This is a genomic window from Streptomyces sp. NBC_01255 (assembly GCF_036226445.1).
GTDB lineage: Bacteria > Actinomycetota > Actinomycetes > Streptomycetales > Streptomycetaceae > Streptomyces.
In genome coordinates this window covers 2,572,781-2,586,640 of record NZ_CP108474.1, presented here as the reverse complement: position 1 = coordinate 2,586,640, position 13,860 = coordinate 2,572,781, and the positions used below count along the sequence as shown (strand labels likewise).

The window sequence follows — 13,860 nt, the reverse complement described above, 5'->3', positions numbered from 1 at the left end:
TTCACTCATAGCCAGTGGCGGCCTGAAGCGCTTTCGCCAGGAAAGCCCAGTTCCCGCCTTCGGGGAGCTCTTGACCCACGTTCTGATACCAGCCCGGCGAGTCATGCATCCATGCCGCAAGGGCCTCAAGGAATCGATCGAGGGTCTGGTTCTCCCACTCGTCTCCCCTTCGGAGATAGTCCTCATGCAGTCCTCGAACAAAGGAGACCAGTTCGTCGCGGCTGCGGACTTCATCGTCGGGAATCAGTGACATAGAGCGAACCTACCCTCCACCTCGTCCGCAGAGCGCTTGACGATCAATAGGAGCATCAATGCCGTTGACCAGCAGATTCAGGCGCCCCTCGGCTCTCGGTGCCGGTGCACGGCCCTAGCCGAGTGCTAGCGCCGCTAGACATGAGGGCATTGATAGGTCTAGCGTTGCCGTCAGTCCTAGCAACGCTAGATCGAACCTCTGGGGGAATCATGAAGGCGCACCGCCTCGCCACCGTCCTGTCCGTCCTGCTCGGCCTCGCCTGCCTCTGGTTCGGGATCAACTTCCTGTTCGCCCCGGAGTGGGCGGCCACCGGCTTCGGCATCCCCGCCTGGCCCCAGGGCGACGCCGCCGGATACTTCACGGTCAAGGCGGGCCGCGACCTCGCCAACGGCGCGATCGTGCTCACCCTGCTCGCCCTCGGCAAGCGCCGCCCGCTGGCCTGGGTGATGCTGCTCCTCGCGATCGTCCCCTTCGGGGACTGCCTCGCCGTCCTCACCCACGGAGGCGGATACGCCGCCGCGCTCGGCATCCACGCGGCGACCGGCGCCGTGGTCCTCCTCGCGGCGGGCCTGCTCTTCGCGACCTCCCGGGACGGAGCGGCCGTGAACTCGGGCGTGCGGGAAGGCGATCGCACCCTCGACCGTACTAGTGTTTGATTAAGTGGTTCACGACAGCGGCAGGCATGGGGGAGAGCACGCGATGAGCGACGTCCGCGTCCACGGCACGGTGGAGCCCGGGTTCGAGTCCGTACGCGAGGTGTTCGCGGAGGTCGCCGCGAACGAGGCGCGGGACGGCGGCGCGCAGCTCGCCGTCCACCACCGCGGCCGTCTCGTCGTCGACCTGTGGGGCGGTGACGGCGTCGACGGGGACTCCCTGCTCGGGCTCTACTCCTGCTCCAAGGGCGCCATGGCGCTGGTCACCGCCCTCCTCGTCCAGGAGGGGGCCCTCGACCTGGACCGGGAAGTCTCCTCCTGGTGGCCCGAGTTCGCGGCCGAGGGCAAGGGGCGGATCACCCTCCGCCAGCTGCTCGCCCACCGCTCCGGAGTGATCGGCGCCGACGGCGGCCTCTCGCCCGAGGAGCTCGCCGACGACCGGCTGATCGCCGCCCGCCTCGCGGGGCAGCGCCCCTACTGGGAGCCGGACGCCGGGCACGGCTACCACGCCGTGGTCATCGGCGCCCTGGTCGGCGAGGTGGTCCTGCGGGCCACCGGCCGGACGGTCCAGGATCTGTACGAGGAGCGGGTCCGCGCTCCGTACGGCATCGAGTACCACCTCGGCCTGCCCGAGGAGCTGGAGCCCCGCTTCCGTACGGCTCTGCCGATGCTGCCCACCCCCGCCGAGCAGGCGTTCCTCGCGGAGAACCCGATCGCGCCGGACAGCCTCATGGCCATCGCGTTCAACTTCCACGCCGCCACACCCCTCGACTTGGTCGACTACGCCAACTCCCGGGCGGTACGGGAGCGGGCGCCGCTTTCCGGCGGCGGTGTCGGCTCCGCGCGCGGCCTCTCCCGGATGTACGCGGCGTTCGCCGGCGAGCTCGACGGCCGGCCCCCGCTCCTCGCGCCCGAGACGCTCGCCGAGTTCGCCCGGATCCACTCGAAGGGCACCGACCTCGTCACCGGGATGGAGAACGCCTTCGCGCTCGGCCTGGTCCCGCTCGCCATCCGCTACCCGTCCCTGAGCGCGGCCGCCGTCGGCCACAGCGGGGCCCCCGGCTCCCAGGCCTTCGCCGACCCGGCGACCGGCCTGGCCTACGGCTACGCGCGCCGCCGCTTCGCCTTCGCCGGAGGCCCGGGCGCGGCCGAGAACACCCGGCTGGTTCCGGCCGTCGTCGAGGCGGCGGCGAAGGCGGTCTGACCGCCCCCCCCGCGAACGCCGAGCGCCCGCCTTCCGCAGCAGCGGAGGACGGGCGCGCTCGTGTGTCCGGCAGGACGTCCAGCCGGTCAGGCGGCGTTCTTGATCGCGGAGATGTCGAAGTTCAGCTTGACCTTGTCGCTGACCATCACGCCGCCGGTCTCCAGGGCCGCGTTCCAGGTCAGGCCCCACTCGGAGCGCAGGATCTCGGCCGAACCCTCGAAGCCGACGCGCTCATTGCCGTAGACGTCGGTGGCCGTGCCGTTGAACTCCAGGTCGATGGCGAGCGGCTTCGTGACGTCCTTGATCGTCAGGTCGCCGGTGACCCGGTACTTCTCGCCGCCCAGCTGCTCGGCGCGCGTGGAGCGGAAGCTCATCAGCGGGAACTGCTCGGCGTCGAAGAAGTCGCCGCTGCGCAGGTGGCCGTCGCGGTCGTTGATGCCCGTGTCGATGGAGGCGATCTTGACGTCGATCGAGGCGGAGGAGGCGCCCGGGTTCGAGCCGTCCAGCTTCAGCGCGCCCTCGTGCTCGGCGAACGTGCCGCGGACGTTGGTGACCATGGCGTGGCGGACGGTGAAGCCGATGCTGCTGTGGGCCGGGTCGATGCTGTAGTCACCGGTCAGGGCGGCGAGCGCCGGGTCGACGGGGAGGGTGGCGGTGGCAGTGGCGGACTCGGTGTTCTTGCGGCCGAAGAGACCCATGGCGGACAGCTCCTTGATCGGGATTGGTTTAACCTTCAACGAGAATGACTGTAACTCCATTCCGTTCAACTTTCAACATCTCCGGAGGATGTTCACCCGCACGGCGCCGAAAGACGCCCGAGGCCCTCTTTCGGACGCGCGTAGAACTGCGGCACCATCTCCCATGCGCCACCGGATTCACCGGCTCCACTCGCGCCACCGGCTCCACTCGCACCACCGGCTCCACCCGTACTGCCGGCACCACCTGCACCGCCGTCCCCAACCGTCACGGTCACCAGCAGGAGGCACTCCCGATGAAACTCCGCTCCGTCCTCACCGCCCTCGCCCTCGTCCTCGGGGCACTCTTCGCCCCCGGCGTCGGCGTCCTCACCTCCGCAGGCGAGGCCCACGCGGTCACCAAGATCAGCCACGCCACCGCGACCTCGATGTTCCGGTCCTCCGGGATCACCTGGTCGTCGTCCGGCAACTGCTCCAACCGGAACGTCTCGACCTGTACGTCCTTCGAGCAGCTCAACCTCGCCACCGCCCAGGGCGCCCAGACCCTCAAGAGCGCCAGCGGCTGCGCCCTCAACATCACCGGCGGCACTGAGACCGGCCACGCGAGCGGCACGTACTCCCACTGGAACGGCTACAAGCTCGACTTCAGCAAGTACACGTGCGTCGGGAACTACATCAAGAACACCTTCACGTACATCGGTGTACGCGGTGACGGAGCCCCGCAGTGGAAGTCCGGCGCGGGCAACGTCTACGCCGACGAGGGCAACCACTGGGACGTGACCTTCTACAACTGCGGCGGCTGCTGACCGCACGCCCCGCCCGTAAAGAACCCCCTCCGGTGGCCACTTGGACTAACCGGAGGGGGTTCTTGGACTGGAGGGGCCCGCGCGGCGCGATCTCGTTGACGGTGCCGCCGGGGCGGGGCCAACTAGTGCGCATGCCCCTCCCCAAGTCGCGAAGAATCCGTGCGGCCTGCGCACTCGCCGCCGCCTCGTCGGCCGTGTTCGCCCTGGCGGGACCCGCCCTCGCCGAGAGCCGGACCACCGTCGCGGACACCAGGGCCGAGGACACCGCCTCGGCCGTCATCGCCTCCGACCGGCTCTCCGTCGCCGTCGCCGAGGACTTCCCCCGCGTCCTCTCGTACACCGACCGGGCCGGCGGCGCCCGCCTCCTCGGCAGTACGGCGCCGGTGACGCAGGTCGTCCTCAACGGCACGCCCTACGCCGTCCAGGCCAAGGGCGCCCCCGTCCTGACCGCCGCCTCCGCCGCGTACACCCTTGCCTTCCCCGCGCTGCCCGGCGTCGAGATCGACGCGAGCCTGAGCGTCGCAGGCCGGACCACCACCTTCCGGGTCACCGCCGTCCGCGACACCGACACCTTCCGCGTCGGCACCCTCGACATCCCCGGCCACGACCTGGTCTCCGTGGGATCGTCGGACGGCGGCGCCGCCACCGCCTTCACCCGCCTCGACCCGGACTCCACCCGCACCGCCGACGTCTTCGCCCAGGTCACCGCAGCCACCGCCGCCGAACCGAACCCGGTCGGCGCGAGCTACGCGCTCGTCAACACCGGCCGGCTGGCCGCCGCCGTCGAGTCCAACTCCAGCTACGACAAGCCCGCCGGCGCCTCGGCCCGCGACGGCGCCCGCTTCTGGCACCAGGCCAGGACGACCGCGACCGAGACCCGCGTCGGCGTCTGGTCCGGCCAGTGGACCTACCGGGGCGCCGGCGCCCCGCAGCCCGAGAGCGGCGACGGCCTGCCCTGGGCCAAGGTCGTCGTCACCCCCGACGCCAACGCCGACGGCGCCACCGACTGGCAGGACGGCGCCCTCGCCTTCCGTACGATCGGGATCAAGGCGCCCGGCAGCGAGCAGACCCCCGACCGGGTGGTCGCCCACATCCCGTTCAACTTCGCCTCGCAGGCCACACACCCCTTCCTGCGCACCCTGGACGACGTCAAGCGGATCTCGCTCGCCACCGACGGACTCGGCCAGTTCGCGCTGCTCAAGGGGTACGGCTCCGAGGGCCACGACTCCGCCCACCCCGACTACGGCGGCAACTACAACAAGCGCGCCGGCGGCCTCGCCGACCTCAACACCCTCCTCAGGGAGGGCAGGAAGTGGGGCGCGGGCTTCGGCGTCCACGTCAACGCCACCGAGTCGTACCCCGAGGCGAAGAACTTCAGCGAGACCCTGGTCGACAAGACCAAGCCCGGCTGGAACTGGCTCAACCAGAGCTACTACATCGACCAGCGCCGGGACATCAACAGCGGCGACCTCGCCCGCCGCTTCCAGCAGCTGCGCGACGAGACCGACCCCAACCTCTCGGCCCTCTACATCGACGTCTACTACACACACGGCTGGATCGCCGACAAGACCGTCCAGGCCGTCCAGAAGCAGGGCTGGAACGTCGCCACCGAGTGGTCCGAGAAGTTCGAGCGCGCCTCCCTCTGGTCCCACTGGGCCAACGACCTCGACTACGGCGGCGCCACCAACAAGGGCCTCAACTCCCAGATCGTCCGCTTCATCCGCAACGGCGAGAAGGACGTCTGGAACAACCACCCGGTCCTCGGCCAGACCGCGCTCGTCGACTTCGAGGGCTGGACAGGCGAGACCGACTGGAACGACTTCACCGCCAACATCTGGCAGCGGAACCTCCCCGCCAAGTACCTCCAGCAGCAGAGGATCACCCGCTGGAACGGCAACGACATCACCTTCACCGGCGGTGTCCGCGGCACCGTCGAGGACGGCCGTCGCACCTTCTACGAGAACGGCCGCAAGGTCCTCGACGGCGAGAACTACCTGCTGCCGTGGGACGGAGGCAAGAAGCTCTACCACTACAACAAGACCGGCGGCACGACCAGTTGGGCCGTCCCCGCCGGGACCCGCTCGTACTCCGTCCACAAGCTCACCGACAACGGCCGCGTGAAGACCGCGACCGTGCGGCCCGTCGACGGGAAGATCACCCTCGACGCCGTCGCCGGACAGCCCTACGTCCTCCACCCCGACCGCGCCCCCGCACAGCCCGCCCCGAAGTGGGGCCAGGGCACCCCGGTGAAGGACCCCGGCTTCAACGACGCCAGGCTCGGCTCCTGGGCCACGGCGGGCGCCGTCGCCCGTGACACCGACGCGCAGGGCCGCAACAGCGCGAAGCTCAGCGGCTCGGCCACGGCGTCCGTACGCCAGCAGATCACCGGCCTCACCCCCGGCACGCGCTACACCGCCTCCGCCCTCATCGAGGTCGAACCCGGCACGACGCGCCCCACCACCCTCTCCATCGGCGGGCGTTCCGTCACCGTCGAGCGCTCCGCCCTCGACGACCGGGTCGCCGCCTCCGACTGGAACGGCACCCGCTTCCAGCGCGCCAAGGTCACCTTCACCGCGCCCGCCGAAGGCTCCACCCCGCTGCGCATCGAGGCCGCGAGCGGCAGCCCGGCGACCGTCCGGATCGACGACGTCCGGATCGTGGCCAACGCACCGGCGACGAAGGCCGGCGCGGCCGCGTACGAGGACTTCGAGGCCGTCGACCAGGGCTGGGGCCCCTTCCTCAAGGGCGACTCCGGCGGGACGACCGACCCGCGCACCCACATCTCCCAGCTGCACGCCCCTTACACGCAGGCCGGCTGGAACGGCAAGCTGATCGACGACGTCATCGGCGGCGCCGAGTCCCTCAAGTCGCACGACGAGAACAGCGGCCTCGTCTACCGCACCGCGCCCTGGACCGTCCCGATGAAGGACGGCCACACCTACCGCGTCGCGTACGACTACCAGTCCAGCCACGCGGGCGCGTACGAGTGGGTCACCGGCTACGACCGGACGACCGGCACCGGGCCGGCCGTCGAGACCCGCCGCACCCCGATCGGGCAGCAGCGCACGACCGGGCACTTCTCCGAGACCGTGACGGCCGGCTGCGGCGACACCTGGACCGGGCTCCGCAAGCGCGGCGACGCCCCCGACGGTGCCGACTTCGTCCTCGACTCCTTCACCGTCACCGACCTCGGCCCGGCCGCCGAGCGGGCCGCCTGCGGCACCCTCGCCGTCGCCGCCCCGGAGACCCTGGAGCCCGGCCGCGCCAACGAGGTCACGGCGACCCTCACCAACGACGAGGCCGCCGCGATCACCGGCGCCAAGGCCGCGCTCACCCTCCCCGAGGGCTGGACCGCGGAACCGGCCGCGCCCGTCGCCCTCGACCCCGTCGCGGCGGGCGGCAGCACCACCGTCGCCTGGCGGATCACCCCGCCCGTGGACGCCGCCTACCGGCCGTACACGCTCGGCGCCGAGGTCACGTACACCCTCGGGGGCGGCGCGCGGAAGCTCACCGCCGCCACCTCCGTCCGCACCCTGCCCCCGCCGCCCACCGCCGACAGCTGGGCGAGCGACCTCGACTGGACCTCGTCCGCCAACGGCTGGGGACCCGTCGAGCGCGACCTCTCCAACGGCGAGACCGGCACCGGGGACGGCTCCCCGCTGCGGATCGGGGGAGTGACGTACGCCAAGGGACTCGGCAGCCACGCCCCCGCCAAGGTCCGCTACTACCTGGGCGGCCGGTGCACCTCCCTCACCGCAGAGGTCGGCGTCGACGACGTCCAGACCAGCCGCGGCACCGTCCAGTTCAGCGTGCTCGCGGACGGCACCGAGAAGGTGAAGTCCCCGGTCCTCAAGGCCACGGACACCGCCTGGTCGCTGACCGCCGACCTCACCGGCGCCACCTATGTCGACCTGGTGGTCGGAGACGGCGGCGACAGCAACGGCAACGACCACGCGGACTGGGGGAACGCCCGCTTCCACTGCGGGAGCTGACGGGAGCTGACGGGGCCTGAGCAGCCGGCACCGGGCGGTAAGCGCTTTCGCCGAACCGGCGCCCGCCCGTGCCGTGCTCATTGATTGCGTCGGAAAACCGGTGTTACACCAGGCGCCGAACGGTCTCCACCACTTCCCCCGGGAGGCTCCCGTGCCCGTCCCCGCCTGGTCCCGCCGTACGTTCCTGATCACCGCCTCCGCCACGGCCGCGGCCCTCGGACTCCCGCTCCCCGCCTCCGCGGCGGAGAGCGAGTTCGAGGAGCTGCGGCTCCGCTGGCTCGACCTCGCGCTCGGCTCCGGCTTCGACGCCGGGGCCGAGCCCTACGCCTCCAAGCTCGCCGAGACGGGCACCCTCGCCCGTGCCTTCCGCGCCTCCATGGCCCCCGCGCCCACGTCCCTCTGGCCCGGCGTCACCTTCGACCCGCCGGCCGGCATCACCCAGAGCTACAGCCGCCTGTGGACCATGACCCAGGCGTACGCGCAGCCCGGCACCGGCCTCACCGGCGACCCGGCCCTGCTCGCCGACGTCCTGACCGGCCTCGACCACCTCTCCGCCACGGTCTACCGCGCGGGCGCTCCCCGTTACGGCAACTGGTGGGAGTGGCAGATCGGCAGCCCCCGCCTCCTCATGGACATCGTCGCCGCGCTCCACCCCCACCTCGGCGCCGAACGGATCGCCGCCGCCTGCGCCGCCGTCGACCACTTCGTCCCGGACTCGGTGCTCGCGAACTACAGCGGCACCTCCACCGGCGCCAACCGCGTCGACCTGTGCCGCTCGGTCGCCCTGCGCGGGGTCCTCGGCGCGAACCCCGCCAAGATCGCCCTCGCCCGCGACGCCCTCTCGCCCGTCTTCCCGTACGTGACCCAGGGCGACGGCCTCTACGCCGACGGCTCCTTCGTCCAGCACACCTGGGTCGCCTACTCGGGCACGTACGGGCAGGTCATGCTCGACGGCCTCGGCCGGCTCTTCTCGCTCCTCGCCGGCTCCACCTGGGCCGTCACCGACCCGAACCGGCAGATCGTCCTCGACAGCGTCGAGAAGGCCTACGCGCCCCTCATCTACGACGGCCTGATGATGGACAGCGTCAACGGCCGTGCCATCAGCCGCGGGTACCTCAAGAACGACGACCGGCAGATCATGCGCTCCGACCACTTCCACGGTCAGGGCGTGATCGCCGCGATGGCCCTCCTCGCCGGCGGGGCCTCTCCCGCCGAGCGCGACCGCTGGCACGCGCGCGTGAAGGGGTGGATCCGCCGCGACACCGTCTCCCCGATCCTCGCCGCCCGCCAGTTCGGCGTCGCCGACCTCGCCCGGCTGCACGCCGTGGCCGCCGCCCCCGTCCCCGCCGCGCCCGAGCCCACCGGACACCGGCTCTTCACCGCCATGGACCGGGCCGTGCACCGCCGCCCCGGCTGGGCCGCCAACATCGCCATGGCCTCGCAGCGGATCTCGTACTACGAGTGCGGCAACGGCGAGAACCCGCGCGGCTGGCACACCGGCGCCGGGATGCTCTCCTGGTGGACCCCGGACCTCGGCGACCAGTACACCGACTGGTTCTGGCCCACCGTCGACCCGTACCGCCTCCCCGGCGCCACCGTCTCCACCCGGCGCCTCGCCGACCGGGCCGGCGGCGAGTGGGGCGCGCCCAAGCCGGCCGTACGGTGGGTCGGCGGCGCCACCGACGGCGAGTACGCGGCCGTCGGCCAGCACCTCAAGGGCCTCGGCTCCACCCTGGAGGCCCGGAAGTCCTGGTTCTGCGCGGCGGACGCCGTCATCTGCCTCGGCGCGGGGATCGCCGCGACCGACGGCGTGCCCGTCGAGACGATCGTCGACAACCGCCTGCTCGGCGAGGCCGGCACCCAGGCCTTCACCACCGGCGAGCGCTGGGCGCACCTGGACGGCCACGGCGGCTGGGTGTTCCCCGCGGGCACGGGGAACCTCCACACGCTCCTCGACGACCGCACGGGCGCCTGGAGCGACATCAACACCACCAGCTCGACCGAGCGCCGCACCCGCCGGTACCGGACGCTCTGGCTCGACCACGGCACGGACCCGGTCGCCGCCTCGTACGCGTATCTCCTGATGCCCGGTGCCTCCCGGCGCCGGATCGCCGCCCGCGCCGCCGACCCCGGCTGGCTGCACGTTCTCGACAACACCGCCGAGCGGCAGGCGGTCGCCGTCCCGTCCCTCGGACTGACCGCGGCGAACTTCTGGCAGGCCGGTACGGTGGGGCCGCTCACGGTCACCGCCCCGGCGAGCGTCCTCGTCCGCCGGCGGCGCTCGGTGCTCGACCTGAGGGTCGCCGAACCGCCCCGCACGGGACAGCCGCTGGAGCTGGTCTGGGACCGCCCGGTCCGCCGGGTACTGGCGAACGACCCCTCGGTGGAGGTGCTCGGCACCGGCGGTTCGCTCCGTCTGCGGATCACCCCCGGTACGGCGGGAGCCACGCACCGTTGCGAGGTCCTCGTCTAGAGCCTCGCTCGTCTATGTGAGAACCCCACAAACACGGGGGGTGCCTGGCTGTTGACTCGGGCTGGACGGGCCACGGTTCTGTCCAGCCCCACCAGGAATCGACACGGGAGACTGTACGGAGTCGACGGCGGGGTTTTCTTGTCCGACTTCGTAGGGTCGGTACATGACCGTTGTGGACCAGATCCCGAGCGAGCCCGCTGACGCCCGTGGCCGAGTGGCCGAGCTGCACGTCCTGCGCGAGCAGGCGCTCCGCGGCCCGAGTGACCGCGCCACCGAGGCCCAGCACGCGAAGGGCAAGCTGACCGCTCGCGAGCGCATCGAGCTGCTGCTCGACGCGGGTTCCTTCAGCGAGGTCGAGCAGCTGCGCCGCCACCGGGCGACGGGCTTCGGCCTGGAGGCGAAGAAGCCGTACACCGACGGTGTCATCACCGGCTGGGGCACGGTCGAGGGCCGCACGGTCTTCGTCTACGCGCACGACTTCCGGATCTTCGGCGGCGCGCTGGGCGAGGCCCACGCGACGAAGATCCACAAGATCATGGACATGGCCATCGCGGCCGGTGCCCCGCTGGTCTCCCTGAACGACGGCGCCGGCGCCCGTATCCAGGAGGGCGTCTCGGCGCTCGCCGGCTACGGCGGCATCTTCCAGCGCAACACCAAGGCCTCGGGAGTCATCCCGCAGATCTCCGTGATGCTCGGCCCGTGCGCCGGCGGCGCGGCCTACAGCCCCGCCCTGACCGACTTCGTGTTCATGGTCCGCGAGACCTCGCAGATGTTCATCACGGGCCCGGACGTCGTCAAGGCGGTCACCGGCGAGGAGATCACCCAGAACGGCCTCGGCGGCGCCGACGTGCACGCCGAGACCTCGGGCGTCGCGCACTTCGCGTACGACGACGAGGAGACCTGCATCGCGGAGGTCCGCTACCTCCTGTCGATGCTTCCGCAGAACAACCGCGAGAACCCGCCGACCGTCGCCTCCGAGGACCCGGCGGACCGCCGCTCCGACGTCCTGCTCGACCTGGTGCCCGCCGACGGCAACCGCCCGTACGACATGCACAAGGTCATCGAGGAGCTCGTCGACGAGGGCGACTACCTGGAGATCCACGAGCGCTGGGCGCGCAACATCATCTGCGCCCTGGCCCGGATCGACGGCCAGGTCGTGGGCATCGTCGCCAACCAGCCCCAGTCGCTGGCCGGTGTCCTGGACATCGAGGCCTCCGAGAAGGCCGCCCGCTTCGTACAGATGTGCGACGCCTTCAACATCCCGATCATCACCCTTCTGGACGTACCCGGCTTCCTGCCGGGCGTCGACCAGGAGCATGGTGGAATCATCCGCCACGGCGCGAAGCTGCTCTACGCGTACTGCAACGCGACCGTGCCCCGGATCAGCCTGATCCTGCGCAAGGCCTACGGCGGCGCCTACATCGTCATGGACTCCCAGTCCATCGGCGCCGACCTGACGTACGCCTGGCCCACCAACGAAATCGCGGTCATGGGCGCCGAGGGCGCCGCCAACGTGATCTTCCGCAAGCAGATCGCCGAGGCCGAGGACTCCGAGGCCATGCGTGCCCGCATGGTCAAGGAGTACAAGGCCGAGCTGATGCACCCGTACTACGCGGCGGAGCGCGGCCTGGTCGACGACGTCATCGACCCCGCCGAGACCCGCCAGGTGCTCGCCCGGTCCCTCGCGATGCTCCGCACCAAGCACGCCGACCTGCCGTCCCGCAAGCACGGCAACCCGCCTCAGTAAGAGGAGCCACCCAACGTGACCACCCCTGCCAATCTTCTCCGTGTAGAGAAGGGCCACGCCGACCCCGAGGAGCTCGCCGCCATCACGGCGGTCCTGCTCGCCCGCGCGTCCGCCCGCCCCGATGAGCTCGCGGCGGCGCACGACGGCCGCTCCACGGCCGGCTGGCGCCGCCTGGAGCGCCAGTCGGGCTTCCGCCCCTCCCACTCCTGGCAGGGCTGACCCCCGCCGCACCGAAGGCCCCCGCTCCCACCCGGAGCGGGGGCCTTCGGCGTACCGCCGGCGGTACGCCCGTCGGAGGCCCGTCGGAGGCCCGCCGGACGCCCCCCCCCCGGACGCCCCCCGGACGCACGAAGGAGGCCCCGCGCACCGACCGGTGCGCGGGGCCTCCTTCGTAGATCCGTAGGGACGTCCGTCGGGACTACCGCAGGCGGGCCATGAGGGCGTGCTCGACGAGGGTGATGAGCGCGCTCTTGGCGTCCGCGCGGTGGCGGGCGTCGGTGATGATGATCGGGGTGTCCGGGCCGATCTGCAGGGCCTCGCGGACTTCCTCGGGCTGGTACGGCTGGTGCCCGTCGAAGCCGTTGAGGGCGATGACGAACGGCAGGCCGCTGTTCTCGAAGTAGTCGACGGCGGGGAAGCAGTCGGCGAGACGGCGGGTGTCGACGAGGACGACGGCGCCGATGGCGCCGCGGACCAGGTCGTCCCACATGAACCAGAAGCGGTCCTGACCGGGCGTACCGAAGAGGTACAGGATCAGGTCCTGGTCCAGGGTGATACGGCCGAAGTCCATGGCGACAGTCGTCGTCGTCTTGTCGCCGGTGTGCGTGAGGTCGTCGATGCCCGCGGACGCAGACGTCATGACGGCCTCGGTACGCAGCGGGTTGATCTCCGAGACGGCGCCGACGAACGTGGTCTTGCCCACGCCGAAGCCGCCCGCCACCACGATCTTCGCGCTGGTGGTTGAGCGGGCTGCACCGCCGCTAGAGCTTGCGAAGTCCACTGAGCACCCTTTCGAGCAGTGTCACGGCTGGCTGGCCGCCGGCGGCCTCGTCGCCGCCTGGCTGGTGGATGGCGACAAGTCCGGCCTCCGCCAGGTCGGCGACAAGGATCCGGGCGACGCCGAGAGGAATGGAGAGCAGGGCCGAGATCTCGGCGACCGACTTGATCTCGATGCACAGCTGGCAGATCCGCTGGTGCTCGGGCAACTGCCCCTGCAGCCTGGACAGATCGGCCGTGGTGCTGACCAGCGCCTCGATGGCGAGCTGGTAGCGCGGCCGGGTCCGGCCGCCGGTCATCGCGTAAGGACGCACGAGCGGGTTGTGCCCGCCCGAACCGCCCGAGGACGAAGCGCGCGGGGCGCTCGGCGAACCCGCGGGCGTGTGCTGGGCCTGAGGCTGCCGATAGGGCTGCGAAACGCCCTGTCTGCTCGGGGCGGAGGGAAAGTTGAACCGGTTCTGCGCGGTGTCGCCCTGCGGCGTCTGGTACGCGTCGTATCCGTTGTAGTGGCTTGCGCCCGGGGGTGTTCCCACGTCTCCTCCTCCGACTGCCTCGCGGTTCCATGTCCCTTGGAGCCGCGCCACCGCACCTTACGGTGCGGTGACGTGAAACGCACTGTCTGTCTGTTAGTTGAGAAGACTTCCCTGAAGCTCCGCCCGGAGGTCAGGAGTCAGGACGGATCCCGCGCGGTCCACGAGCAGTGCCATCTCGTAGCCCACGAGGCCGATGTCGGCCTCCGGGTGCGCCAGCACGGCCAGCGAGGAGCCGTCCGAGACCGACATGATGAAGAGGAAGCCGCGCTCCATCTCCACCACGGTCTGGTTGACCGCACCACCCTCGAAGATCCGGGACGCGCCCGCGGTCAGCGAGGTCAGTCCGGAGGCGACGGCCGCCAGCTGGTCGGCTCGGTCACGAGGGAAACCCTCGGACATCGCCAGCAGGAGTCCGTCGGCGGAGACCACCACGGTGTGGGACACCCCAGGGGTGTTGTCCACGAAGTTGGTGATCAACCAGTTCAGATTCTGCGCCGCCTGGCTCATG

General features: G+C 71.2%; 12 protein-coding genes. 7 read left to right on the top strand and 5 right to left on the bottom strand.

From position 1 onward, the window contains the following. Nucleotide 1 precedes the first annotated feature (1 nt). On the bottom strand, nt 2–253 hold the full coding sequence (locus tag OG357_RS11215) for a DUF7660 family protein (RefSeq protein ID WP_329619722.1): 252 nt from the start codon (nt 251–253) through the stop codon (nt 2–4). 209 nt (nt 254–462) lie between these two features. Between OG357_RS11215 and OG357_RS11210 the strand changes: the two genes are divergently transcribed. Both OG357_RS11210 and OG357_RS11205 read left to right on the top strand, forming a co-directional pair. Further along, a complete protein-coding gene (locus OG357_RS11210) occupies nt 463–909 on the top strand; it encodes a DUF4267 domain-containing protein (protein WP_329621002.1) in 447 nt (148 codons plus the stop codon). A gap of 43 nt (nt 910–952) precedes the next feature. Next, on the top strand, nt 953–2,110 hold the full coding sequence (locus OG357_RS11205) for a serine hydrolase domain-containing protein (RefSeq protein ID WP_329621001.1): 1,158 nt from the start codon (nt 953–955) through the stop codon (nt 2,108–2,110). Between the two features lie 86 nt (nt 2,111–2,196). On the opposite strand, the gene OG357_RS11200 is transcribed toward OG357_RS11205, so the two are convergent. Further along, on the bottom strand, nt 2,197–2,808 hold the full coding sequence (locus OG357_RS11200) for a YceI family protein (protein ID WP_329625562.1): 612 nt from the start codon (nt 2,806–2,808) through the stop codon (nt 2,197–2,199). Nucleotides 2,809–3,101: 293 nt separating this feature from the next. On the opposite strand from OG357_RS11200, the gene OG357_RS11195 reads away from it, so the two are divergent. From OG357_RS11195 to OG357_RS11175, 5 genes are all read left to right on the top strand, one after another. Then, nucleotides 3,102–3,611 carry a hypothetical protein gene (locus OG357_RS11195; RefSeq protein ID WP_329621000.1) on the top strand — a complete coding sequence of 170 codons (510 nt, stop codon included), beginning with the start codon at nt 3,102–3,104 and terminating at the stop codon, nt 3,609–3,611. 131 nt (nt 3,612–3,742) lie between these two features. Beyond that, nucleotides 3,743–7,603, top strand: a complete 3,861-nt coding sequence (locus tag OG357_RS11190) for an endo-alpha-N-acetylgalactosaminidase family protein (protein WP_329620999.1) — start codon at nt 3,743–3,745, stop codon at nt 7,601–7,603. 151 nt (nt 7,604–7,754) lie between these two features. After that, the gene (locus OG357_RS11185) at nt 7,755–10,076 is read left to right on the top strand and encodes a polysaccharide lyase 8 family protein (protein ID WP_329620998.1); all 2,322 of its coding nucleotides are present in this window, start codon (nt 7,755–7,757) and stop codon (nt 10,074–10,076) included. Between the two features lie 163 nt (nt 10,077–10,239). Next, nucleotides 10,240–11,823 carry an acyl-CoA carboxylase subunit beta gene (locus tag OG357_RS11180; RefSeq protein ID WP_317599469.1) on the top strand — a complete coding sequence of 528 codons (1,584 nt, stop codon included), beginning with the start codon at nt 10,240–10,242 and terminating at the stop codon, nt 11,821–11,823. Nucleotides 11,824–11,838: 15 nt separating this feature from the next. Further along, entirely contained in the window at nt 11,839–12,042 is a 204-nt protein-coding gene (locus OG357_RS11175) for an acyl-CoA carboxylase subunit epsilon (protein WP_329620997.1), read from the top strand. A 199-nt stretch (nt 12,043–12,241) separates the two neighbouring features. On the opposite strand, the gene OG357_RS11170 is transcribed toward OG357_RS11175, so the two are convergent. The 3 genes from OG357_RS11170 to OG357_RS11160 all read right to left on the bottom strand — a co-directional run bounded on the left by OG357_RS11170 (nt 12,242) and on the right by OG357_RS11160 (nt 13,859). Continuing rightward, nucleotides 12,242–12,823, bottom strand: a complete 582-nt coding sequence (locus tag OG357_RS11170) for a GTP-binding protein (protein WP_024756258.1) — start codon at nt 12,821–12,823, stop codon at nt 12,242–12,244. Further along, nucleotides 12,804–13,352: a DUF742 domain-containing protein gene (locus tag OG357_RS11165; RefSeq protein WP_329620996.1), complete on the bottom strand. Its 549-nt coding sequence runs from the start codon at nt 13,350–13,352 to the stop codon at nt 12,804–12,806. Before OG357_RS11165 ends, OG357_RS11170 begins: the two co-directional genes overlap by 20 nt. Nucleotides 13,353–13,445: 93 nt before the next feature. Further along, nucleotides 13,446–13,859, bottom strand: a complete 414-nt coding sequence (locus OG357_RS11160; protein WP_053725133.1) for a roadblock/LC7 domain-containing protein — start codon at nt 13,857–13,859, stop codon at nt 13,446–13,448. Between the last annotated feature and the right edge of the window lies 1 nt (nt 13,860).